The following is a 20,301-nucleotide window of genomic DNA, read 5'->3' as shown; positions in this document are numbered from 1 at the left end:
CGGTCATGAGTGAGCTGATCAAGAGTCAAGTCTGAACGGGGAGACATTCATGGGTGACGGCGGCGACGGATTCTCCGGCATCGATCCGGAGAACCTGGCCAAGACGATCAGCTCGCTCAATAGGGATCAGGACAGTCTCAGGTCCAGCGCGACGTGGATCAAGTCCAGCTTCCAGAGGTACGGCGTCGAGACCGCGATGCTGACCGAATTGTTCTCCATTGCAAGCTGGGCCGAGAAAGAAATCCCCATGCTGCGGCGCCGGCACCACCTTTCCATTGCTGAGGACCAGAAGTACGGCCACGGCTACAAGGGAATGGTGGCGATCAAGGAGAGCATGGTCGGCTCGACGAAGAAGTCGCAGGACGACGGCAAGAAGCTGGGTGAGAAGTTCAAGGAGAAGCTGGAAAACGGGGACGATGTCACCCCGGAGATGTTTGCTGATCTTCGCGCCAACAAGGCGGACGCGGACTACATCAGGTCGTTTTACAACGAGCTTGGTTCGCAGCGGCTGATGTGGCTGTCCAATGAGATGGGTGACCGCTTCAACGACCAGTACAAGGACCATCCTGAACGGCGTGAGGAGGATCGCAAGACCATTGCGGAAACGTTCGGGACTTTCACGAAGGTGGCCTTCGAGGGTAAGTCGCCCAAGGCGAAGCAGCAGGCGTGGAACAAGTGGTTCGACGACGCGGCGCTGGGAGAGTATGAAGGTTTTCGGCCGGACTTCCTGACCCCCCTCCTTAAGGATGGCTCGCACGACAAGGACTTCCTTGTCGCCTTCGGTGACCGCGTCTTCCAGAAGGGTAAGCAGGGCAAGGCGGACGAACTTCGCTTCTTTGGTAACAGCGGGATGGGTGAAGGCGAGTGGGGCAAAGACAACTATCAGCAGCTCTTCGACTCCATCTCCAAGAATCCGGAGGCATCCGGTGAGTGGATGGACCATAACCCGGACAGCGTGCAGTCGTTGCTGTACCCCACTGGTCCCTTCAAGGTGGACGAGCCGGCAGGGCGCGGTGTCGCGTTCCTGAACATTCTTCACGCCGGGAGTGTGACCCTGAAGAAGGATCACCCCGCACTGGCGGAGAAGAATGCCGCGCGTCTGATCTATGAGAACGCCCAGCACAGGAAGGGCGACATGAAGAGCGTGCACCCGATCGAGGGGACGGGGCAGCTCTACGCGGGCATCATGACGGCCTACTGGAAAGACGTCGAGTACAGCGTGACGTCGCCCGTGAGTGACAAACTCTGGAGCGGGGGAAAGAAGTGGGATGACAAATCCTTCTTCGGCGGTCAGGACAAGAAGCGTCCGGGCCTCGAAATCTCCCAGGACATGTGGAACGAAATGATGGTTGAGGCCGGCCGCGATCCCAAGGGCGCCGGCATGATGGGTGCTCTCTTCGAGGGTTACAACCAGAAGATGATCGCGAGGGAGAACGACATCAACAGGGATCGTACGGGAGACTCCGTGCGATACATCTCCGCGCAAAAGGGGATGATGAACCGTTTCTACTTCGAGAACATGCGTCAGTCGGCCAAGGAATTGGAGGGCGACCGGGACAAGTGGGTCAAGGACACCAATGCCTTCCGCGACGGGCTCATTGACCAGGTCACCGGTATCGCCATGGGTGCCACTGGCGGGGCGGGGCTTGCCGGGGCCAAGGGAGCCGCGATCGGTGCCGCCTACGGCATGGGCTCGGACATTCTCACCGGCTGGATCAAGGAAGGCGTTCACGTCAAGGCGTCAGATGCCCCTGCGGAGTTGCGGCACCAGATCGAAGACGTGAACAAGGAGACCGTCGACACGAGTTGGCAGAAGTCCTATCAGGACCAGGCGAACGACCTCCTCCGCCAGAAGAACGGCGGGTTCGACAAGCGCTATATTCCACCGGTTGAGGTGTGGAAGGTCGACGGCAGCCACGAGACGTACAGCGGAGACCCGGCGAAGTACATCAAGGGAGACTCCACGCGTAACTTCCTGACGAAGGACGGGACCGTGATGGAGATCGACAAAATGTCGGGCACGCAGCGCACGGCCTACTCCGAGTGGTTGCAGGACCCCGCCGTGGTCCAGAAGGTCTATGAGCCGTTCTCCGATGGGCGGAACGCATGGGACTGGCCCGGCCAGAACAAGGACTGAGGGGCCAGACGGGCAACAGTCGGTGTGAGTTCGAAGGCGAGAGCGAGAGCGAAGTGACTGAGGTGCGCGCAAGGGAAACCGGGGCTGCGGCGGCTGTCGGAAAGAAGGTGATTGCAGCGATCTCTTTCACCGCGGTCCTGTTGGGTGCTGCGGCATGCGGGGACGACAAGGGATCCTCGTCATCGAAGCCGTTGAGCCGGGCACAGATATCAAGTGCCGCACTGGCTCAGGGAGATGTGGCGGGCTACACGATCACGGAAGTATCAGCCGGCGTCAGGTCAGCCCGGGCGGTGAACAAGTCCTGCCAGCCCATCCTCAACGCGATGTACCCCGAGTTCTCGACCTACGACAAGCGGCTGGCGCGACGGAGCATCGCCAAGACACCAGAGGGGTCGCAGAATCCCGCCGCCGCATACCTGCTCACCCTGTCGAGTGCTAAGTCGGAGTCGGAGGCTGAGCAGTCGGTGAAAGAACTCAAGGCCGCGGTCTCGGCTTGCGACGTGGGTTTCGACACCAACCTTTCCGGCCGCAGCAAGAGTATTCGCAGTGTGACCGCGAACAAGTCCAGCTTCGGCGATGACGTCGTGGACTTCTCGTTGGAATACCGGATGGGTATGAAGACTCGCTTCGTCGTGGCGCGGGATGGCGCTTCTCTGATCAGTATTTCGGCCGAGGACCAGTTTGCCCACACGTTCGTTGCCGTGCCAAAGGAGATCATGGACGCGCAGAAACGGAAGCTGGACAAGGCGTCCAAGTGAACTGATGCGAGGCGCCCGGCCGCCGTGCCGGGCGTCACTTCTCATTGACCGGGCGGACATGGAGTTCGGTGAGGAAGGCCTTGACGTCGGCGGCCGTCTGATCCGGTGTCGGCCGGGGACCGGAGGGGATCACGGGCTGGGCAGTGACGGTGGCCGTGTCGTCGCCCCAGACACAGCGCGAACTGGTCGTGTTGGCGACCCCGTACTTCACGCACCGCAGCTTCCCTCCAATGGAGCCGGGGTCATAGCTCCGCACCTTGCCGGAATGGACAGGGGTGTTGAGGAGCGCGGAGACGACGTCGTCGTTCTCACCCGGATCGGAGACATCGACGGACGGGTCGAGTTCCAGAGTGACCATGTAGGACTTCTTGCCGTCCGGGCGCACATAGGTCGCGTGCGCGGTCTCCTTCGTCGGGTCGAGGTTGTCACCACCGTGCGACGCCGACCACAGAGAGTTGTCGTCCTTGCCTGCGAGCCGGTACTCACCGAAGCCGGTCGGCATCTCGGCCGTGTGCTTGACCGGCGCCTTCTCCTCGCCTCCCGTGGCAAGCCAGATCCCGAGCGCTGCCCCGGCCACCAGGACGACGGCGACGGCTCCACCGATTACCTTGCGGCGTCGGCTCAGCCGTGCCTGCCTCTCCCTGGTGGCCGCCCAGTCGATGGGGCGCGTGCTCGGGGGTAGCACGTCGTCGGAAGGCGTTTCGGCGTTCGACATGTGGTTCTTCCTTAAGCGCTCAGCGGTTGAAGTGCTCAGCGGTTGACCGACTGGACTTCCTCGACCGTCACGTCCTGAACAGACTTCATGGTGCCGTCCGGCATCCTGGTCACCCCCGACTGGCCCTTGACCGTCCAGCTGATCTCCCAGGTGAAGAGGGCTTTGAGAGGGAAGGCCCCGCCTTTGGGGGAGCGGTGGTACGTGATGCCGCAGGGCGGGGTCTTGTCGGACTTCCCCTTGGCGTAAGGCTCGCCGATCTTGCCGCCGACGATGGGGCATTCACCGTTGGCGGGGATGGTGGTGGCGTCCTCGGTCCCCGGGGTGAGGGTAAGCGACTTGGGCTTGGCCGTCGTCGCCTGGATGTTGAAGCCGGTGACGTCGATGGCCGCCGTAGCCTGGGCCGTGTCGACGGTGGCGTGGTCGAGCCAGGCCCAGGTTGGCAGGTTCACCTTGGCCTTGCCGTCGGGCGCGAGCGTGACCTTCGGTTCCGGGAGCTCCATGTGCTGGTACGCGCAGCGGTCGCGGCGAGCGCGGTGGCGACGGTCGTGGTACGGCGGTTCACGGTCGGCTCCCGGTGAGGCGAGGGCGTCTGCAACGGGCCGACGCTATCCGTGGGGTTGTTGGTTGCACCAGGCGCAATAGTGGGGCAACTTGGTCGATCTCGCTGGACTGTCATCGGGTCGTGACGCGAAGACCGCAGCGGAGCGTGACCCCGGCCGCCATGGGGCCGGGGTCCTGAGGGAAGGGGGTGGCGTTCGCTGCCGCTATTGTTCCCGGCCCATGCAGCTGGAGCAGGAGCAGGGGCCGTACGTCGAGGTGTATACGGAAGTTCACACCTGGAATGAGTCAACGGCGCACTGCGCGCAGCCCCACCGCGTCCAGATGCTCCGGGTCGTCCTCAAGCACCACCGAGAGCGGCACGATGACGAACGCCAGATAGAAGCCACACAGCCAGCGGCCGATGAGGCGGAAGAAGCCGGGGCGGCCGCCGTCGGAGGAGCGGACCACTCGCAGGCCCGTGAGTAGCTTTCCGAGGCTGGCGCGGACCGCGACGGTGAGCAGGACGTGGTTGAGGAAGGAGACGGCGAGGGCCGCGCCTATTGCCGTGCCCCACACCGTGAGGGACTGCGGGCGGATTTCGACAACCCCGTCGACCACCTTGACGCCGCCCGCCGCGCCCCCGGCCACGAGGCCGCACAGGAGGGCGAGGATCGCGTCCGCGCATGCCGCGGTGATCCGACGCGCCTGAGCGGGGGCTTGGGGTTGGGCGGGGGTGCGCTGTGTCTGGTTGGCCACGGTGGTTCTACTTCTCGTTTGCTTCCGGCTGGTTTCCGGTACGTCCGGGTAGCCCGGTAGTCCGGGATATTCGGTTACTTGCCTGCTCCGGGCTTCTTCTTCTCTTCCTCTTCCGCCTCCACGCGCTTGAGCGCCTTGTCTATCGCGGCGCGGGCGCTCGCCACCGCGTCCTTGATCTGCTTCTTGTGGCCGGAGAACTCGTGGCGGAAGCGCTCGCTCTTGGGGCCTTTCCAGGTGTCTGTGCCGCACAGCGTCTGGACGCTGTGGATCGAGCGCTCCAACTCGTCCGCGTACTGCTTGAGCTTGTGTACATCCTTACGGCAGTCGTTCTCACGGGACATCTCGCCGTCGCCGCCCTTCTCAGCTTTCAGAGATCAGGTTGGTAATCATCTTGCGCAGGGTGTTCTTGCCGACCGGGCGCGCCTGGATGCCGGTGGCCGCGTTGGGCTTCTCGACGTACACCGTCCACAGGGCCTTGTCCGTGGCGTACGTGGTGAGGAGCGGACCCGGGGCGTCGGAGAGCAGGACCGTCTGGCCCACCACTAGGGCGTTGTTGATGGCCGCGGACAGGGCGGTGCCGACGTTCTCCGTGCTGATCTGCTCGGGGGTGAGCTGCAGGGTGCGGCCGTCCTTGTCGGCGACCTCGAAGGGATCGACGAACAGCAGCACCATGTCCGCCGCGTCCTTCGCGGAGGCAGCCAGCGTGAACATGTGCAGGCCGCCGGAGGTGACCCGCTCGACCAGGTAGAGGTCCTTGGCGTGGAGGTACACCAGGAGGTGGGTGAACCCGTTGGAGGTGTGCTGCTCGACGGCCAGGGCGCGGGCGGCGGTGCGGCGCAGGGTCAGGGCGAGGCTGACCTCGGGGGTGATGCGCAGGTCCGCGTCCACACCGGAGGGGGTGTCCGCCGAAGCGGGGTCGGCCTCGGCGGCGCGCAGGACCGCGTCGAGCTCCTCAATGTTGCCGAGCTCCACCGCCTCGCGGGAGACCAGGGAGCGCAGCGCGGTGGCGTACGCCCATTCCCGCTCCTGGGCGGAGAGTTCACTGATACGGGGAGTGGGGGCCACGCATTCCGTCAGCGAGTCGGGATCGAGGACCGCGATCTCCTCGTCCGTGAGCCGGAGAAGCGGCTGCGTGCCGCCCTCGGCGAGCGCCTCGGCCAGAATGCCGCGGAACTCCTGGAGCTCCATGTCCAGGTCGACATTGATGTTGGCGCCGATTCCAGGAGTGTTATTTCTGCTGCTCTGCATGATGATGGTGCGTCCGATGCTCACTTGCTCGTTGTCAGATGTTGATCGTCAGCGGAAGGCCGTTACCAGAATTTGTATTTCATTATGGTGTTGGGCACTAGGTTCGTGACCGCGCTCTTGGCGCCGTCGACGATTTCCTTGCCCTTGTCCTTGATTTTTCCGCCCCACTCCTTGGTGGCCTTCCAGGCCTGTTTGGCGCCGGACTTGATGTCATCGCCCCACTTGTCCCAGGCCCAACTGCCAAGGAAATAGGCCCCGGCCACGCCGAGCGCGACCCAGCCTACGACGGGGACGGCGGCTGCCACGGCCGCCGAGGCGCCGAGTGCCGTGGCCGCGCCGGCGCCGCCGAGCACGGCCGCAGCGCCACCCGCCTCCAGGAAGCCCATACCGCGGTCGGCCACGCCGTAGGCGCCCTTGTGGTCCGGAATGAACATTTCCTTGACGCCGTGCAGGATGCTCAGCGGTAGGAAGACGCGGTTCGCGAGCTTGCTGACGCCCGGCGCGTTCTGGAAGAGCTTCTCCGCGAACGGGATCTTCAGCCGGACTGCGGTGCGGCGGACCGCCTGCTGCCACTTCCAGGGCTCCTTGTACCAGTTGCGGATCTTCTGGTCCTTGAGGAGTTCCGTGAGGAGCTCGCCGCGCGTCGCCTTGATGCGCTCGGCCGACGAGCCGAAGTACTTGTTGAGCTCCCAGACCGCCCGCGCGCCCGCGACGTTCTGTCCCTGCTGCCAGCGCGCGTAGAGGTGCAGTGAGGCTTCGATGGCCGTGGGAATCTTGAGGATTTTGAGAGGGGTCTTGATGTCCTTGAGGGTGCCCTCTTTGAATTCCTTCCAGGTTTCCAGGGCGCCCGCGAGACTGGCGAAGGTGAGGACGGCTTCGGGGTCGTCCTTGGCGATTCCGAGGCGGCGGCGGATGTCCTTGGCCTCGTCCGTGGCCCAGGACGCCTTCTTGGGGAAGTCGGAGACCCCTTCGGCCTTGGCATTCCACTTTTCGAGAATGCCGTCGATCAAGCCGCCTTGGATGGTGAGGGTTCCGCCCATGACGTCAACGGCAGCTGCCAATTTGGGTGCCTGGACGTCATTCATTCCCTTGAAGCCCACGGGTCTGCTCCTTGGTGGTTCTTGAGCTCGTCGGGGCGAGGGTGTCCCCAAGAGGTCGACGATATCTGTGGGTTATTGGTTCCGCCAGGAGAAATAGCCGGGCAAAACCGTGCAAGCGGGGCCCCGGCGCCGGGGCGTGACACGAAGAACACTCTCACTTCAGCTTCTTCAGCTGTGGCGCACCCAAGACCTCGGCCCCGGACCGTGAACGGCACGGGTCCGGGGGTCAGTTGGTCTGTCAGCGGTTGACGGCTTGGATTTCCTGAACGGTGATGTCTTGGGTCGTCCCAAAGGTCCCGTCGGGAAGGTCGCCGCCCGCGCCGCCGGTACCGGTCCAGGCGATGTCCCAGGTGACGGTCGCCCTGAGCTTGTACGTGCCGTCGCCTGAGGACCGGAGGTACTCGATGCCGCACGGCGGGGTCTCGTCGGCCTTGCCCTTGGCATAGGGCTCTCCGATTGAACCGTCGTCGTTGATCTTGCATTGGCCGGAGGCGGGGTAGGTCTCGGCGTCCTCTGTCCCCGGCTCAAGTTTGAGAGAGACGGGCTTGGCAGTGGTGGTGGCTTGGATGCTTACTCCGCCGACATTGAGTGACGCGGTGACTGAGACTTCCTTGAATTTGGCCTTGTCGAGCCAGGCCCAAGTCGGCAGGTTCACCTTGGTTGTGTTCTCTGGAGCGAGGGTGACCTTGGTGTCGGGAACCTTGATTCGGTTGTACGCGAGTTGGGCGAGGATCTCAGGCGTTACCGCGTTCTTCACGTTCGGGGTTTTGCCGTTCTCCACCCAGAATGTGGCCGTATCGCATGCGAAGGCCGCCGGATCGCCGGATTCTTCGCGAGCCTTGTCCCGGACCGTATCCCACCATATTCCCTTGCCTGTCTCGGACTTGTTGAAGTCCTTATAGGGGTGGCCGTTTTTGTAGTGGTCCTGGGCGAGGCTGTATGCCTCTCCCACGCCACTGGCGTGCGGGATGTCCCACTCCTTCTGAAATTCCGTGGCGAACTCCGCCGGCGTCCACTTGGGCTCGTACCAGCAGGCGGGCGGAGACCAGTCGCCGACGGGTGTGAACCCTGTGGAACTCTTGTCTCCAGAACCCCCGGTGGCACCGCTGTAGACGATGCGCGACTCAAGCGTCTGGCCGCTGTCCTTCTCGTTGCTTCCCCCGACATCGAACTGGGACCCTCCCGGGCCCTTGGCGAAGGCAGAGGTGGGCAGGGCGAGCACGCAGACGATGGTGAGCGCTCCGATGGTGGTGACGGTGCGGGCCTTTGTCACTGAACGCATGTCTTGCTCCCGCGTACGGAAGTTCCGTTGGACGTCTGCCAGACGCCCTGTTCGTTCTTCTCCAGGCGCGTGTTGTACAGCACGTACGAGTCGTCGCCGGCAGGCGTCTTGTCGGCCTTGTTGGTCTTGCGGTCCTTGTTGTACGCCTTAGTCTCGTCGGCGCAGTACGAGACGCCCGCGGATTTACTGTCGAACATCTCGACCTTCGGGCTGTAGTAGCGCGTGGTTCCGGTGTACGTGATTCCGGCGTCCAGCCACTTCTGTACCCATTTGACGGACGAAGTGAGGGCCTTGCCCTTGTAGTAGAACGTCAGGCCGGGGGTCTGCGACTTGCCCTTGATGATGGCGTTGTTCATGGCCGTCTGAGCGCGACCGGCGTCCGCGAGGACGGCGTCCTTGGTCGCGTCCCCCGTCTTCCAGTTCGCGAAGTCGTCCTTGACGTCGCTCGGCAGTGTGATGTCCGGCCGGTCGACGTCGTCCGACGCGCTGGCGCTCGGCGAAGCCGACGGCTTCGTGTCGCCGGTAGCGGCCCCCGCGATCTTGTCGTTGTCCTTCGAGTTGCTGTCCCCGCTGCCGCACGCCGTCAGCAGCAGGGCTGCGGTCGCGGCGAACGCGGCAGCAACGGGCAAAGAGCGGCGCATCAGAGTGAACTCCCCGTGAGACGTCAGTTCAGTCAAGTCAGTCAAGGGCAATGACGGTATCGGTGGGGCTTGTGGTTTCGCCAGGATGAACTTCCTTTGGGATGGGGGGAATCTTGGACTTAGCAGAGTAAAACGGTTGCCTTCTGTGCCCTGATCGTGTCCACCCGGAAACACTCGGTCCCGGACGCCTGGAGTGCGTCCGGGGTCAAGTTCATCTGTGAGTCTTCGCGGGAGTTATGGAGCTATCGGGTCGGTCGGCATCTTGGACACATGCAGGGCGGGAAGGCGGCCGTCTGAGGGGGTGGGTCGATTCGGCTGCCTGTCCAGGTCCGGACCTCGCCGCGGTCATCGACGGCCGCACCCTCAGTGGCGACCTTGTAGACGCGGATCGTCATCCGGGATGCCCTCGGAGTGGCTTCGAGGACGTCCAGGGGGTCGGTCAGGGGCGGGTAGTGGTCGGCGCACTCCGGGCAGGCGTAGACGTTGAAGCCGGGACCGGTGGCCGCGTGCACCTCGTGGACCAGGACCGGTTCGCTTGTCGTGCACTGGCAGCGGGCGCACATCCGGACCGGTGGGCGCGCGGTCACCGGGTGGCTCCCACTGTGATGCCGTGGATGTGGTCCGGGCCGGTGTCGATGCCGAGGGTCGCGAGGTAGAGGGCGCGGCGGCGTTCGCGTTGGCGGCTGCGTTCCAGGTGTGATTCGGCGTCGCCCAAGAAGTAGGAGTGCACGACAGGCGACGCGTTGCCGTCAAGTAAAGCGCCATGGCGGGGGAGTTGAGGCGCGGTGGGTGTCGAGGGATGCCGAAAGAGACCCGCTGCTCGGTGTCGGCCGCTCGGGGGCGGTGTGAGGAAAGTGAGGATCCATCCGAGGAGCCGGAGGATAGGGTTTCGCATGTCGGAGCTCCTTCGAAGCGTTCGGCCACGCCCCGGGACGGCTTGCATCCGTCGCCGGGGTCTGTCCTCAAAACCGTAGAGGTGCTTGTTGTCTACCCTTATGGGGTGACGAGGGTCTCTATGACTTCATGCTGGGCGGTACGTACAGTTCACTGATGTTCGAATTTGATCCGACCAGGCCCAAGTGGCAGCAGATCGCCGAGGTGGTCCGGCAGCGGATTGCCAGCGGGGAGTACCCCGTACGTGGACTGATCTCCGAAGTGAAGCTGGAGCAGGAATTCGGGGTGGCCCGCGAAACGGTCCGCAAAGCCACCGCCGCCCTCCGCGCAGAAGGCCTCATCACCACCACCCGCGGTATGGGCTCCTTCGTCGCGGATCAGTGATCGGTAAGACCCGATGGGGTACACGGTGACCGTGGAGGTTCTGGGCGTGGGGGCACTGCTCGTCCTCGTTGGGCCGTTGCCGCCGAATACCCGGGCTGCCGCCTGGAGTTGATGGGCAGTGGGCGCAAGGTGCGGACGTCTCGCATACCGCGGGAGGCTCCGCGGCCGTCGCCGGCTAAGACACCGCATGAAGACGGCCGATCAGTTCACCTCGCCGCCCAAGGACCACAACGTCATCGTTCCGGACGGCTGGTTCCAGCCCTTGTTGGACCCGGACGAACGCGACCGCGGCATCGTCGCCCTCGCCGAGCGCACGTTCCGAGGCGTGGACAACGCTCCCCATCTGAGGGACCAGTTCATGCGGGACCTTCAGCGCAAGGCGAAGGACGCCAAGGGCGGGAAGACGGGCCGGGGCGGCGACAAGAAGTCGTCCTGAGTGGACAAGGGGAAGAGCCGGGCGGGGCGGCGGAGGTGATGGTGAACACCCGTCATGGAGCCGCTGTTCGTCGGCCCGGCGTCAGGCGCGACGGACGGAGTCTGTTGCATATGCGGACTGCCAGGGCCAGTACGGCAATCGCCGCGAGCGTGGCGGCCAGGCCGGTCACCCACACCGCTGGAAAGTGCCGAGAGGTCCACGTGCCGCCCGGACCACCGTGGCGTCCGCCGCCGAACGGCATGGTCTCCAGGATGGCGCCGCCGATCGCGTCGAAGACGATGACGCAGGCGAGAGCTGCCGCGGTGCAAGCAAGCGAGCGGACTCTGCGGGCCTTCCAGTCGATATGCGTCACGCAGATCGCGAAGGCCAGGACCAGGATGGGTATGGTCTGCCCTGCCGTCACGGCGAAGCTGTAGGCGCCGCCCGGCCACGACGCGTCGGCCCAGCGCCAAGTTTCCTGTCCCCAAAGCGACTTGCCTGGGATGGGGACGGCGAAAAGCACGACGACCCCGCCCATCATGGTCAGACAGGCTCCGTAGTCCCTGCGGTGCGGTACGGAGGGATCAGCCGTCTGTGCCGGTGTCATCCGTGTCACCCTCGAGGGCCATGCGGTACGACGCTCCCATCCTCCGTCGTGCCGTGAGGATCTCCGGTGCGCGGCGGGTACGTACAGACTGCCGTGGCGCAGGCTGCACAGGCCGCCACCCGCCGGGACTGTCGGGCCCCGGCCACCGCCGGGGTCCTGCTCGCGAGCGCCGCCCACCAGAAACCGAGGATGAGGAGTACGAGCCCGACGCGTACGCCCGCCCTTCCTCGACGTACGCCGTGCGACACAACCGCGGCCGCCCATGTGTGCCGACCGCGCGACCACACGGCGGCTGCCGCGACCACGCTCAGAGGTCGCCCTCCTGATACGTCACGTCTTCGCCTTCCGGCCCCATCAGCCGCCAGTCGACCTGGGCGCCGTGACCTGCGGTGACGTCCAGGGATTTCCTGGCCTCGATCAAGTAGCTGCCACTGGGACGGCGGGTGACCACGGCCGGGCCGACGGCTCCCACCTTGGCCAAGAAGTCGGCGACCGCCTTCCGCTGACCGGGGGTGAGGACCTCGGGTCCGATCGGTTCGGACGCGGGGGACAAGTGGCGGATCAGCGCGCCGCTGCGGCTCGACGCGAGTCGGCACCAGGAGCCGTCCGCGAAGACGAGCCGGATGTCGGGCTCGCCGTAGCCGAACGTCCTGCGCTCGACCGCGGCGATCTCGGCCCGCCCGAGCTCCCAGAGGACTTCTTCATAGGGCTCTTCGTCATCGTCGAGCATGCCGATGAGAACGAGGCGACGGTCGGTCACGACGGCATGCGTGCGGTCGGTGTCGGGACGGCGAGCCGGATCGAGTTGCCAGGGGAGGGCACGGGCCAACGAGATCGTCTGGGCGGACTCCGCCATCGACCAGCTGAGCGCACTCAACGAACGGCACACCGACGCGGCCATGCTCATCACGGCCGCGGTGTACGAGTTGGCGGACAACCCCTGCCCGACCAACGCCGCTCGCCTCGGCACCAGCGAAATCTACCGGATGCTTCTCGGCTACTACCGGGTGATGTACGAGATCCAGGAGAAGACGGTGACCGTGGAAGTACTTACCGTCGGCCGTAGTGATCGCGCACGCTAAAGATTCCGCGCTGCGGCCGGGACGGCGTTTGTAGCGGCCCTCTGATCGTCTCCGGCCCGCAACGATGCCCACAGCCCGCGGGTATCGCACGGGAGCGCGGGTTGAGGTCGACCATGAGAGCGCCGCTCAGCCCTTCTTCGCCTGGGCCGCGGCGGCCAGCAGCACGTCCAGCAGGTCGAAGGCGTCGGAGACCTCGCCCAGCAGCTTGGCCTCCGCCTCCCACTCCTCGTCCAGCTGCTTGGTCAGCTTGGCGAGGGTGGTCATGCCCTGGCGTATCTCGTTCGTCGCGCCCAGCAGCGACCCGAGCTTCCCGAGCGCGCCCAGGTCATGCGACTCCGCCTTGAACTCCTGCGACGGTTTCGCCGTGTGATGCCCCACCCCGCGCAGCCCCGAGGCCGCCTTGTGTATGGACGCGGCTTCCATCTTCAGGTCCGACACCGCCGCCGACTGCCGAGGCTGAGGGGGGTGGCGGGGTGAAGCCTGCCTCACAGGCCTGAGCCGAGACCGTAGCCCCCAGGCGTATACGTCACGTATACTCACCGCATGTCCGACGTTATGATCCGCGTCCCTGCCGATGTCCGTGACCAGCTCGCCGCCGTGGCCGAAGCCCGCGGCACCAGCCTTCGCGCCCTCATGCAGGAGATAGCCGCTCAGACGCTCACCCCGGAGCAGATCAGGGAACGAGCTGATCGCACGCGTGCCCTGCTCGCCGAGCGGTTCGGGCATTACGTGACGGACGAGGAGTCCGCCGAAATGCGTCGCAAGATGCGTGAGGCCACTGCCGCTCACCGTGCCGCCCTCGCCGTGACGGAGTCCTCCCGTTGAACGAGACCGAGCACTACGTCTTAGACGCCCCGACCCTCCTGGCGATGGGGGGCAACAAGCAGGTCTCCGGTCTCGTCCATGCCGCAGCGGCCAGCGGCGATGTTCGCCTGTGGGTGCCCGTCCTATGTCTGCTGGAGGCGGAGCGCGAGCGTGCGGGGATTGTTGGCCATGTCGGAGTGCTGGTCGACATACTGCACCTGATCGACGATGACTACGCGATGGCTGTGACCATTGCCGAACTGTGCCGTAACGGCGTTCTCTTCAGCGTCGCCGCCGCCGTGCATGCCGCGCGGCCGAATCAGATGCTTCCCGAGGGAGCGCTCGTCGCCACTGTTGCGCCGGAGTCCTACGAGGGGCTTGGAGTCGGAGTCATGGACCTGAATCGCTGAGCAGCCAACTCCAATGGAACCCCAAAGTGGTGCGCGGGTCGTCCCGCGCACCACTTTGGGGGTCGGCAGCAACTTTCCCCGCCTCACCCAAACTTCGCGTTCTGCGCCTTGACGAGGTCGGCCGGGACCTTGGCCTTGCCGAGGTGGGTGCTCATGAACGCGCTGCTGTCCAGCGTGAAGTAGTTGGCGATCGTGTCGCCGAAGCGGAACGTCTGGGTGCGGATGGTCTGGGTCAAGCCCTGGAACTTGAAGGTGGCGGCGGTGGCCAGGGACTCGTCGCCGCCCGAGGGGGCGGTCTCCACGGTCGCCGAGTGGTACGTGGTGCTGCCGCTGTCCGACTTCGCGGTGAAGCCGCTGTCGCAGGAGCCAGCCGCCTTGGAGAGGCCTTTCATGGCGGTTTCCGCCTTGCCGTCCGCGTAGGTGGAGAGGGTGATGTAGGTGAGCATGCCGGTGGACTTGTCGGCTTCGCGCGTGAGCGTGGCCTCCGGGTCGCCGACAGGGAGTTCGTTCATCGCGTACGCCAAAGGGGTGCAGGCGGCCTTGTCGACGTCCATCTTGTCCTGGGACTCGGCGAGTGCGTCGCCGGCGACGGGCTTCTTGACGGTGTAGCCGCCGGACTCGGCCTTGGTGACCATGAGTTGCGCGACTTGCTCGGCCGGGCTGACCTGCTTGGCCTGGGAGGCCGACGCCTTGGGCTTGTCCGCGGTGTCGGTTGCCGTGCCGTCGCCGCTCCCGCAGCCGGTGAGACCGGAGAGCGCGGCCAGCGAGAGTGCGGAGGCGACGAAGGCGGTTCGCTTCATGGGGGGACGGGCTCCTTGGCGTGGCGGGTGGGGGAGGAGAGGAGTGAGGTATGGACGATAGCCAAGTGCCCATGAGGCACCTCCTCTTGCCCTGATCGGTGAGATTGTCCGTGAAGGTCCTGGAGAAGTCGGCCCATCACACTCACGACTGAAGCATCGTGCACGCCGACCACCCGCGCAGGTGAGCACCTCGTGCAGGCCTAGTGCGCACCCCGTGACGAGACCTCCAGCACGGGCGGCCAACAGATTCGCGGCCGCACAGCCACACCCCCGCACACACCCCCGTGCTCAACAGGGAACCACCCACCCCCCGTTGCGCGTGGATAACGTCGAGTCCCGTGAGGTTCGCGAGCCTTGGCGCGCCTTGAGGGGCTTATGTGCGGCTGATACGGTGCCATGGCTTGACACTCGCTTCTGCGCTGGCTATTTGGCCAGGTCGGGCGGTACGTCCGGCTCGGGCATACCGAGGCGAAGTGTCCCAATTGGCATGTGAATTGGCAGAAATCTTCTTGGGTGTACGGGGAGCGGTTGCGTGAAGATCCAAGAGCGTCCGGGGGCGGGCAACCACCGTTCCGCCGCGTCGGCCCAGCCGGCGATGGGTGAGCGCCTTCCCGCGCCGCCTCGCGAGCGCAAACCCGCGCTCGCCGCTCTCGCGGTGCTCCTGATTCTGGTCGGCGCGCTGGGCGCGACGATGCTGGTGCTGCGCGCCGGGGATCGGGTCGAGGTCGTCAAGGTGACGCAGGACATCCAGGCCGGAGAGTCCGTCAGCAAGAGCAATACGACCTCGGTCATGGTCGCGGACGACGCCAGCATCCACTACGTCAAGTGGAGCCAGCTCGGCGCTCTCGAGAAGCTGAAGGCGAAGTCCACCATCTACAAGGGCACGGTCGTCATCGGCGACATGTTCGCCGGTAAGAGCACCCTCCCCGCGGGCAAGGCCTCCGTGGGCCTCGCCCTCAAGGAAGGGCAGTACCCGGCCGACATCAAGCCGGGCGACATCGTGTCCGCCTACCGCGTCGGCGACAACAGCAGCAGCAGCAGCTCCGACAAGACCGGTTCGTCCGGCACGTCGGGCAGCAGCAACTCGCTGCTCGTGGAGAACGCACGCGTCAACACCAAGAGCGACGACAGTGACGCCACGGTGAGCACCGGCAATCTCTCCATCACCCTGCTCGTCGACCAGAGCGATGTGCCCGCCCTCACCGCGGCCGCCGCCGCGGGCGAGGTCTCCGTCGTTCTCGTCCCCGGCAACTAAAGGCGAGTGAGTAAACAGAAATGGCGCTCATCGCCCTCGCCGCAGACAAGGGTTCCCCCGGCGTCACCACCGCCGCGGTGGCCCTGTCCGCGGTCTGGCCCCGCAGGGTCCTGCTCGCCGAGACGGACCCCGCCGGCGGCGATCTCGTGTACCGGAGTGCGGCGGCCCACGGTGGTCCGCTGAACCCCAACACCGGCATGCTGTCGATAGCGGCCACCGCGCGGCGCGGGCTCGTGCCCGATCAACTGTGGGACCACGTACAGCCGTTGAGCGGTGGGCTGGAAGTCCTCGTCGGGCTCGGGGTCGCCGAGCAGGCCGCCGGGCTCGCCGGGCTGTGGCCCACGCTCGGGCGGGCCTTCGCCCAACTCGCCGACTCGCCGCACGCGCCCGCCGACGTCATCGCCGACTGCGGACGGATCAGCGGTGACACCCCCGCGGTCGAGATGTTCTCCCAGGCCGCCCTCGTGCTGCTGATCGCCCGCACCGAGCCGGAGTCCATCGCCCGCGTACGCGATCGCGCCGCCGCGCTCTCCGCCAAGCTGCACGGCGGGCCCCGCGGCGCCGCCTCCCTTGCCACCCCCCTCATCGGCGTCGTCCTCATCGCCGACCCGAGCGACTCCGCCAAGCTCGTCCACCAGGTCAACGACATGCTGGTGGCCGCTCAGACGGGGGCCCGCGTCGTGGGCACGCTCGCCGACGACCCCGCCGGCGCCGACCAGTTGGCCGGGCGCAAGCGCGGACGGCTCGACAAGTCGCTGCTCATCCGCTCGGCCCGCAAGGTCACCGCGGATCTGTACCAGCAGTACGGCGCCGCCTGGGCCGTACCGGCCGGCGGTGGCCATCACGGTCAGCCCGCCGCGGGAGCCGGACGATGACCGCGGTCGACCACCAGTTGGTCAAGCGGTTCCGGCAGGACGCCGGTGACCGTATCGCCGAGCAGCGCCGCGAGGACCAGGTCCGTGGCGTCACTCCGATGTCCAACGAGGACGAGCGGCACTACGCGCGCGCCGTCATCGCCCAGATACTCGAGGACTACGCACGTACCGAGATCAACCTCGGCCGCACCCCCCTCGACGCCGAGACCGAGGAGCAGTACGCGGCCGCCGTGCACGCCGCCCTCTTCGGCGTCGGCCGTCTCCAGCCGCTGCTCGACAACCCCGAAGTCGAGAACATCGACATCAACGGGTACGACCAGGTCTTCATCGGATACGCCGACGGACGGGAGGAGAAGGGGGATCCCGTCGCCGAGACCGACGAAGAGCTGATCGAGCTCATCCAGATCCTCGGTGCGTACTCCGGCCTCTCCTCCCGGCCCTTCGACTCCGCCAATCCCCAGCTCGACCTGCGGCTGCCGGACGGTTCCCGGCTCTCCGCCGTCATGGACGTGACGCGCCGGCCCGCGCTGTCCATCCGCCGGGCACGCATGGGCAAGGTTTTCGTCTCGGACCTCGTCGGCAATGGGACGATCACGCCCGAGGTGGCCCACTTCCTCGCGTGCGCGGTCCGGGCCCGTAAGAACATCATGATCGCGGGTGCGACCAACGCCGGTAAGACGACGCTGCTGCGGGCCCTCGCCAACGAGATCCCGCCGCACGAGCGCCTCATCACCGTCGAACGCGCCCTGGAACTGGGGCTCGACACCTTCGCCGACCTCCACCCGAATGTAGTGGCGTTCGAGGAGCGGCTGCCCAACTCCGAGGGTCAAGGCACCATCTCCATGGCCGAGTTGGTGCGCCGGTCGCTCCGTATGAACCCCTCCCGCGTCATCGTCGGTGAGGTCCTCGGCGACGAGATCGTGACCATGCTCAACGCGATGTCGCAGGGCAACGACGGTTCGCTGTCCACGATCCACGCGAACAGCTCCAGCGAGGTCTTCAACCGTATTTCCACGTACGCGCTGCAGGCGAACGAGCGGCTGCCCATCGAGGCCAGCCAGATGCTCATAGCGGGCGCGGTGAACTTCGTCGTCTTCATCCAGCGGCGCAACAACTACGAGTCGGGCGGCCGTCTCCAGCGCATGGTCACCTCCGTCCGCGAGGTCAATGGCGTCGACGGACGCGTGCTGTCCAGCGAGGTGTTCGCCGAGGCGCCGGACGGCCGGATCGTCCCGCACGCGCCGATCGCCTGCCTCGACGACCTCGTCGCACAGGGCTACCGGCTGCCCGGCGGCGGGAATTGGGGCTGATCAGCGAATGACGGATACGACTTCTCTCGCCGCGCTCGACTCGCTCGGTTCCATGGGCGGACTGTTCTCCACGACCGTCCTGTACGCGCTCGCGTCCGGTGTCGCGGTCGGTGGTGGCCTCGCGCTGTTCGCCGTCGCCGTTCGCGGGCTGCCCGCCAAGCCCGAGCACGAGAAGCAGAAGGCCAGTGAACGGGCCAATGAGCTGGTCCGTTTCGCCGGGCAGCGCGGTTCGATCGCGGCCATCGCCGGTCTCGTCGTCCTGCTCCTCACCCGCTGGGCGGTGGCCGGCATCGCCGCCGGTGTCCTCGTCTTCTTCTGGGACAAGCTCTTCGGCGGCGCCGGGGAGGAGCGGGCCGCCATGCGCCGCGTCGAGGCCCTCGCCTCCTGGACCGAGTCGCTGCGCGACACGATCGCGGGCGCGGTCGGCCTGGAGCAGGCCATCCCCGCCTCCGCGCGCGCCTCCGCCCCCGTACTGCGGCCGCATCTGGACGCGCTGGTGGACCGGCTGCGTTCCCGTACGCCGCTGCCCGAGGCCCTGCAGCAGCTGGCCGACGAGATCAATGACGCGTCGGCGGACATCATCGTCGCCGCGCTCATCCTCAACGCCCGGCTGCGCGGCCCGGGTCTGCGCCAGGTGCTCGGCGCGCTCGCCAAGTCGGCGCGCGAGGAGGTCGACATGCGGCAGCGGGTGATGGCCCAGCGCGCGTCGACCCGACGCTCGGTCCAGATCGTCGTCGCCGTCTCCATCGCCTTCGTGCTCGGTCTGTCGATCTTCAACCGCGAATTCGTCAAGCCGTACGGCACGGCGGTCGGGCAGCTCGTACTCGCCTGTGTCTGCGGTCTGTTCGCGCTCGGCTTCTGGTGGCTGCGCAAGCTGTCCACCATTGAGACGCCGGAACGGTTCCTGGTGCGGGACGAGTCGTCGGTGCAGTTCGTGCGTCCGCGTACGCCCGCGCAGTCCGTACCGGATGAGGGGGTACGCCGATGAACCTGACCATGCCGATCCTGATCGGCGCCGTACTGGGCCTCGGGATCTACGCCCTCGTACGCGCCCTCATGCCGTCGAAGCGCAGTGCGGTCGCGCAGGTCGCGCGTATCGACGCGATGCGGGCGCGCGGCGCGGCCTACGAGTCCGCGCACCATGCCCAGCAGGAGGCCGGGCGGCTCGGCAGCGTACGGGCTCAAGTGGGCGCCCGTGTCGCCGAGTTCTATCTGCAGCAAGGCTGGGAACAGCGCTCGCTGCGGGCCGATCTGGCGGTCCTTGACCGGAGTTGGGAGAAGTTCCTCGCGACGAAGGTCCTGCTGGCCGCAGCGGGTGTCTTCTTCGGCCCGTTCCTCTTCGCCGTCGTCTGGACGCTCGGCTTCGGCAGCAGCCCGATCATCCCGGTCTGGCTGGCGCTGATGTTCGCGCTCGTCTTCTTCTTCCTCCCGGACGTGGAGGTGCGGCGGGACGCGGCGGACAAGCGGCGTGACCTGCGGCGCGTCATCGGCGCGTATCTGGACCTGGTGTCGATGAGCCTGGCCGGCGGCCGGGGTCTTCCCGAGGCGCTGATGGCCGCCGCCGAGGTCTCCGACGGCTGGGCCACGCAGCGCATCCGCAACGCGCTCGCCGACGCCCGGATCACCGGCATCAGCCAGTGGCAGGCGCTCGGCTCGCTCGGTGAGGAACTCGGCGTCGAGGAACTCAAGGACCTGTCCGCCTCCCTGGCGCTGGTCGCGGACGACGGTGCGAAGGTGCGCGAGTCACTCGCCTCGCGCGCCGAGACGATGCGGCACCGCGAGCTGTCCGAGATCGAGGGCAGCGCGGGCGAGAAGTCGCAGTCGATGCTGGTCGCCCAGCTGCTGCTGTGCGCGGGCTTCCTGGTCTTCCTGATCTTCCCGGCGGCGATGCGCGTGTTCCAGGTGTGACGTGTCTGAAGTCGACGATCCGCAACTTCCTTCGTACTCGACGTATTTGAGAGGACAACTCACCATGAACGGACGGAACTTCAGCACCGGGATCCCGGGGGTGGACTTCCTGATCACCTTCCTCCAGGGCCGGGTGCAGCGCGCCCGCTCCGGCGAACTCGACCGCGGTGCCTCCGCTGTCGAATGGGTCATCATCTCCGCCGTCGTCGTCGCGATCGTCGGCGTGGTCGCCGCGATCATCAACGCCGCGCTGAGCGACGGCGCCAACAAGGTGGGCGACTGCATCAAGGGCGCGGACGCGGGCAAGACCTGCTGAGCTCTCTTTCTGTTACGGGGATACGGGTGCGCGCACGTCGAGGGCTACGTCGCTGGGTGCGCCG

At 66.2% G+C, this 20,301-nt stretch carries 26 protein-coding genes; 13 read left to right on the top strand and 13 right to left on the bottom strand.

The annotated features are described in order from the left end of the window. The first annotated feature begins 49 nt into the window (after positions 1-49). Both ACZ4RZ_RS31010 and ACZ4RZ_RS31005 read left to right on the top strand, forming a co-directional pair. On the top strand, positions 50-2,137 hold the full coding sequence (locus ACZ4RZ_RS31010; RefSeq protein WP_467749576.1) for a hypothetical protein: 2,088 nt from the start codon (positions 50-52) through the stop codon (positions 2,135-2,137). Positions 2,138-2,190: 53 nt separating this feature from the next. Next, entirely contained in the window at positions 2,191-2,895 is a 705-nt protein-coding gene (locus tag ACZ4RZ_RS31005; RefSeq protein WP_467749574.1) for a hypothetical protein, read from the top strand. 34 nt (positions 2,896-2,929) lie between these two features. Here the strand turns inward: ACZ4RZ_RS31005 and ACZ4RZ_RS31000 are convergent, their stop codons facing one another. The 9 genes from ACZ4RZ_RS31000 to ACZ4RZ_RS30960 all read right to left on the bottom strand — a co-directional run bounded on the left by ACZ4RZ_RS31000 (position 2,930) and on the right by ACZ4RZ_RS30960 (position 9,892). Beyond that, on the bottom strand, positions 2,930-3,610 hold the full coding sequence (locus ACZ4RZ_RS31000; protein WP_467749572.1) for a hypothetical protein: 681 nt from the start codon (positions 3,608-3,610) through the stop codon (positions 2,930-2,932). 35 nt (positions 3,611-3,645) lie between these two features. Beyond that, positions 3,646-4,110 (bottom strand): hypothetical protein, encoded by a 465-nt coding sequence (locus ACZ4RZ_RS30995; RefSeq protein ID WP_467749571.1) that lies wholly within the window; start codon positions 4,108-4,110, stop codon positions 3,646-3,648. Between the two features lie 346 nt (positions 4,111-4,456). Then, positions 4,457-4,906, bottom strand: a complete 450-nt coding sequence (locus ACZ4RZ_RS30990; protein ID WP_467749569.1) for an RDD family protein — start codon at positions 4,904-4,906, stop codon at positions 4,457-4,459. A gap of 74 nt (positions 4,907-4,980) precedes the next feature. Beyond that, positions 4,981-5,247 (bottom strand): hypothetical protein, encoded by a 267-nt coding sequence (locus ACZ4RZ_RS30985; protein WP_467749568.1) that lies wholly within the window; start codon positions 5,245-5,247, stop codon positions 4,981-4,983. Positions 5,248-5,266: 19 nt separating this feature from the next. Then, on the bottom strand, positions 5,267-6,178 hold the full coding sequence (locus ACZ4RZ_RS30980; protein WP_467749566.1) for a hypothetical protein: 912 nt from the start codon (positions 6,176-6,178) through the stop codon (positions 5,267-5,269). A gap of 38 nt (positions 6,179-6,216) precedes the next feature. Beyond that, the gene (locus tag ACZ4RZ_RS30975; protein WP_467749564.1) at positions 6,217-7,254 is read right to left on the bottom strand and encodes a hypothetical protein; all 1,038 of its coding nucleotides are present in this window, start codon (positions 7,252-7,254) and stop codon (positions 6,217-6,219) included. Between the two features lie 238 nt (positions 7,255-7,492). Then, entirely contained in the window at positions 7,493-8,536 is a 1,044-nt protein-coding gene (locus ACZ4RZ_RS30970) for a hypothetical protein (RefSeq protein WP_467749562.1), read from the bottom strand. Then, complete coding sequence (locus tag ACZ4RZ_RS30965) at positions 8,524-9,222, bottom strand: hypothetical protein (protein WP_467749560.1); 699 nt, start codon at positions 9,220-9,222, stop codon at positions 8,524-8,526. Before ACZ4RZ_RS30965 ends, ACZ4RZ_RS30970 begins: the two co-directional genes overlap by 13 nt. Positions 9,223-9,760: 538 nt before the next feature. Continuing rightward, positions 9,761-9,892 (bottom strand): hypothetical protein, encoded by a 132-nt coding sequence (locus ACZ4RZ_RS30960; protein WP_467749558.1) that lies wholly within the window; start codon positions 9,890-9,892, stop codon positions 9,761-9,763. 335 nt (positions 9,893-10,227) lie between these two features. Here ACZ4RZ_RS30960 and ACZ4RZ_RS30955 point away from each other — a divergent pair, with 335 nt between their 5' ends. After that, a complete protein-coding gene (locus ACZ4RZ_RS30955; RefSeq protein WP_467749557.1) occupies positions 10,228-10,455 on the top strand; it encodes a GntR family transcriptional regulator in 228 nt (75 codons plus the stop codon). Positions 10,456-10,642: 187 nt separating this feature from the next. Then, on the top strand, positions 10,643-10,891 hold the full coding sequence (locus ACZ4RZ_RS30950; RefSeq protein ID WP_467749555.1) for a hypothetical protein: 249 nt from the start codon (positions 10,643-10,645) through the stop codon (positions 10,889-10,891). A 52-nt stretch (positions 10,892-10,943) separates the two neighbouring features. On the opposite strand, the gene ACZ4RZ_RS30945 is transcribed toward ACZ4RZ_RS30950, so the two are convergent. Continuing rightward, positions 10,944-11,411, bottom strand: coding sequence for a hypothetical protein (locus ACZ4RZ_RS30945; protein WP_467749553.1), 468 nt, complete (start codon positions 11,409-11,411; stop codon positions 10,944-10,946). 373 nt (positions 11,412-11,784) lie between these two features. Beyond that, positions 11,785-12,237 (bottom strand): hypothetical protein, encoded by a 453-nt coding sequence (locus ACZ4RZ_RS30940; RefSeq protein WP_467749551.1) that lies wholly within the window; start codon positions 12,235-12,237, stop codon positions 11,785-11,787. A 19-nt stretch (positions 12,238-12,256) separates the two neighbouring features. On the opposite strand from ACZ4RZ_RS30940, the gene ACZ4RZ_RS30935 reads away from it, so the two are divergent. Next, on the top strand, positions 12,257-12,559 hold the full coding sequence (locus ACZ4RZ_RS30935; protein ID WP_467749550.1) for a type II toxin-antitoxin system RelE family toxin: 303 nt from the start codon (positions 12,257-12,259) through the stop codon (positions 12,557-12,559). Between the two features lie 126 nt (positions 12,560-12,685). Here ACZ4RZ_RS30935 and ACZ4RZ_RS30930 read toward each other — a convergent pair whose 3' ends face one another. After that, the gene (locus ACZ4RZ_RS30930; protein ID WP_467749548.1) at positions 12,686-12,997 is read right to left on the bottom strand and encodes a hypothetical protein; all 312 of its coding nucleotides are present in this window, start codon (positions 12,995-12,997) and stop codon (positions 12,686-12,688) included. A 105-nt stretch (positions 12,998-13,102) separates the two neighbouring features. On the opposite strand from ACZ4RZ_RS30930, the gene ACZ4RZ_RS30925 reads away from it, so the two are divergent. Both ACZ4RZ_RS30925 and ACZ4RZ_RS30920 read left to right on the top strand, forming a co-directional pair. Continuing rightward, the gene (locus ACZ4RZ_RS30925; protein ID WP_467749546.1) at positions 13,103-13,384 is read left to right on the top strand and encodes a hypothetical protein; all 282 of its coding nucleotides are present in this window, start codon (positions 13,103-13,105) and stop codon (positions 13,382-13,384) included. Beyond that, positions 13,381-13,773 carry a PIN domain-containing protein gene (locus tag ACZ4RZ_RS30920; protein ID WP_467749544.1) on the top strand — a complete coding sequence of 131 codons (393 nt, stop codon included), beginning with the start codon at positions 13,381-13,383 and terminating at the stop codon, positions 13,771-13,773. The genes ACZ4RZ_RS30925 and ACZ4RZ_RS30920 overlap by 4 nt, the downstream gene beginning before the upstream one ends. An 83-nt stretch (positions 13,774-13,856) precedes the next feature. Here the strand turns inward: ACZ4RZ_RS30920 and ACZ4RZ_RS30915 are convergent, their stop codons facing one another. After that, entirely contained in the window at positions 13,857-14,573 is a 717-nt protein-coding gene (locus ACZ4RZ_RS30915) for a hypothetical protein (RefSeq protein WP_467749542.1), read from the bottom strand. 532 nt (positions 14,574-15,105) lie between these two features. Here ACZ4RZ_RS30915 and ACZ4RZ_RS30910 point away from each other — a divergent pair. From ACZ4RZ_RS30910 to ACZ4RZ_RS30885, 6 genes are all read left to right on the top strand, one after another. After that, complete coding sequence (locus tag ACZ4RZ_RS30910; protein WP_467749541.1) at positions 15,106-15,828, top strand: CpaB family protein; 723 nt, start codon at positions 15,106-15,108, stop codon at positions 15,826-15,828. A gap of 20 nt (positions 15,829-15,848) precedes the next feature. Beyond that, positions 15,849-16,703: a hypothetical protein gene (locus ACZ4RZ_RS30905; protein ID WP_467749539.1), complete on the top strand. Its 855-nt coding sequence runs from the start codon at positions 15,849-15,851 to the stop codon at positions 16,701-16,703. Beyond that, positions 16,700-18,013: a CpaF family protein gene (locus ACZ4RZ_RS30900; RefSeq protein WP_369248423.1), complete on the top strand. Its 1,314-nt coding sequence runs from the start codon at positions 16,700-16,702 to the stop codon at positions 18,011-18,013. Before ACZ4RZ_RS30905 ends, ACZ4RZ_RS30900 begins: the two co-directional genes overlap by 4 nt. 7 nt (positions 18,014-18,020) lie before the next feature. Continuing rightward, complete coding sequence (locus ACZ4RZ_RS30895) at positions 18,021-19,001, top strand: type II secretion system F family protein (protein ID WP_467749537.1); 981 nt, start codon at positions 18,021-18,023, stop codon at positions 18,999-19,001. Beyond that, positions 18,998-19,921 (top strand): type II secretion system F family protein, encoded by a 924-nt coding sequence (locus ACZ4RZ_RS30890; RefSeq protein WP_467749535.1) that lies wholly within the window; start codon positions 18,998-19,000, stop codon positions 19,919-19,921. Before ACZ4RZ_RS30895 ends, ACZ4RZ_RS30890 begins: the two co-directional genes overlap by 4 nt. A gap of 64 nt (positions 19,922-19,985) precedes the next feature. Beyond that, complete coding sequence (locus ACZ4RZ_RS30885) at positions 19,986-20,237, top strand: hypothetical protein (protein ID WP_028805786.1); 252 nt, start codon at positions 19,986-19,988, stop codon at positions 20,235-20,237. Positions 20,238-20,301 lie beyond the last annotated feature (64 nt).

The organism is Streptomyces sp. NPDC027189, assembly GCF_055566975.1.
The sequence above is the reverse complement of the archived record's forward strand: the minus strand, read 5'-3'. Positions and strand labels throughout refer to the sequence as shown.

Bases quoted from the DNA above. Each gene is read 5' to 3' on its own strand.
- ACZ4RZ_RS30985 (WP_467749568.1), bottom strand. From the start codon at position 5,247: ATGTCCCGTGAGAACGACTGCCGTAAGGATGTACACAAGCTCAAGCAG.
- ACZ4RZ_RS31010 (WP_467749576.1), top strand. From the start codon at position 50: ATGGGTGACGGCGGCGACGGATTCTCCGGCATCGATCCGGAGAACCTG.
- ACZ4RZ_RS30890 (WP_467749535.1), top strand. From the start codon at position 18,998: ATGAACCTGACCATGCCGATCCTGATCGGCGCCGTACTGGGCCTCGGG.
- ACZ4RZ_RS30885 (WP_028805786.1), top strand. From the start codon at position 19,986: ATGAACGGACGGAACTTCAGCACCGGGATCCCGGGGGTGGACTTCCTG.
- ACZ4RZ_RS30895 (WP_467749537.1), top strand. From the start codon at position 18,021: ATGACGGATACGACTTCTCTCGCCGCGCTCGACTCGCTCGGTTCCATG.
- ACZ4RZ_RS30950 (WP_467749555.1), top strand. From the start codon at position 10,643: ATGAAGACGGCCGATCAGTTCACCTCGCCGCCCAAGGACCACAACGTC.
- ACZ4RZ_RS30905 (WP_467749539.1), top strand. From the start codon at position 15,849: ATGGCGCTCATCGCCCTCGCCGCAGACAAGGGTTCCCCCGGCGTCACC.
- ACZ4RZ_RS30970 (WP_467749562.1), bottom strand. From the start codon at position 8,536: ATGCGTTCAGTGACAAAGGCCCGCACCGTCACCACCATCGGAGCGCTC.
- ACZ4RZ_RS30915 (WP_467749542.1), bottom strand. From the start codon at position 14,573: ATGAAGCGAACCGCCTTCGTCGCCTCCGCACTCTCGCTGGCCGCGCTC.
- ACZ4RZ_RS30945 (WP_467749553.1), bottom strand. From the start codon at position 11,411: ATGATGGGCGGGGTCGTCGTGCTTTTCGCCGTCCCCATCCCAGGCAAG.
- ACZ4RZ_RS30955 (WP_467749557.1), top strand. From the start codon at position 10,228: ATGTTCGAATTTGATCCGACCAGGCCCAAGTGGCAGCAGATCGCCGAG.
- ACZ4RZ_RS30925 (WP_467749546.1), top strand. From the start codon at position 13,103: ATGTCCGACGTTATGATCCGCGTCCCTGCCGATGTCCGTGACCAGCTC.
- ACZ4RZ_RS30900 (WP_369248423.1), top strand. From the start codon at position 16,700: ATGACCGCGGTCGACCACCAGTTGGTCAAGCGGTTCCGGCAGGACGCC.
- ACZ4RZ_RS31000 (WP_467749572.1), bottom strand. From the start codon at position 3,610: ATGTCGAACGCCGAAACGCCTTCCGACGACGTGCTACCCCCGAGCACG.
- ACZ4RZ_RS30995 (WP_467749571.1), bottom strand. From the start codon at position 4,110: ATGGAGCTCCCGGAACCGAAGGTCACGCTCGCGCCCGACGGCAAGGCC.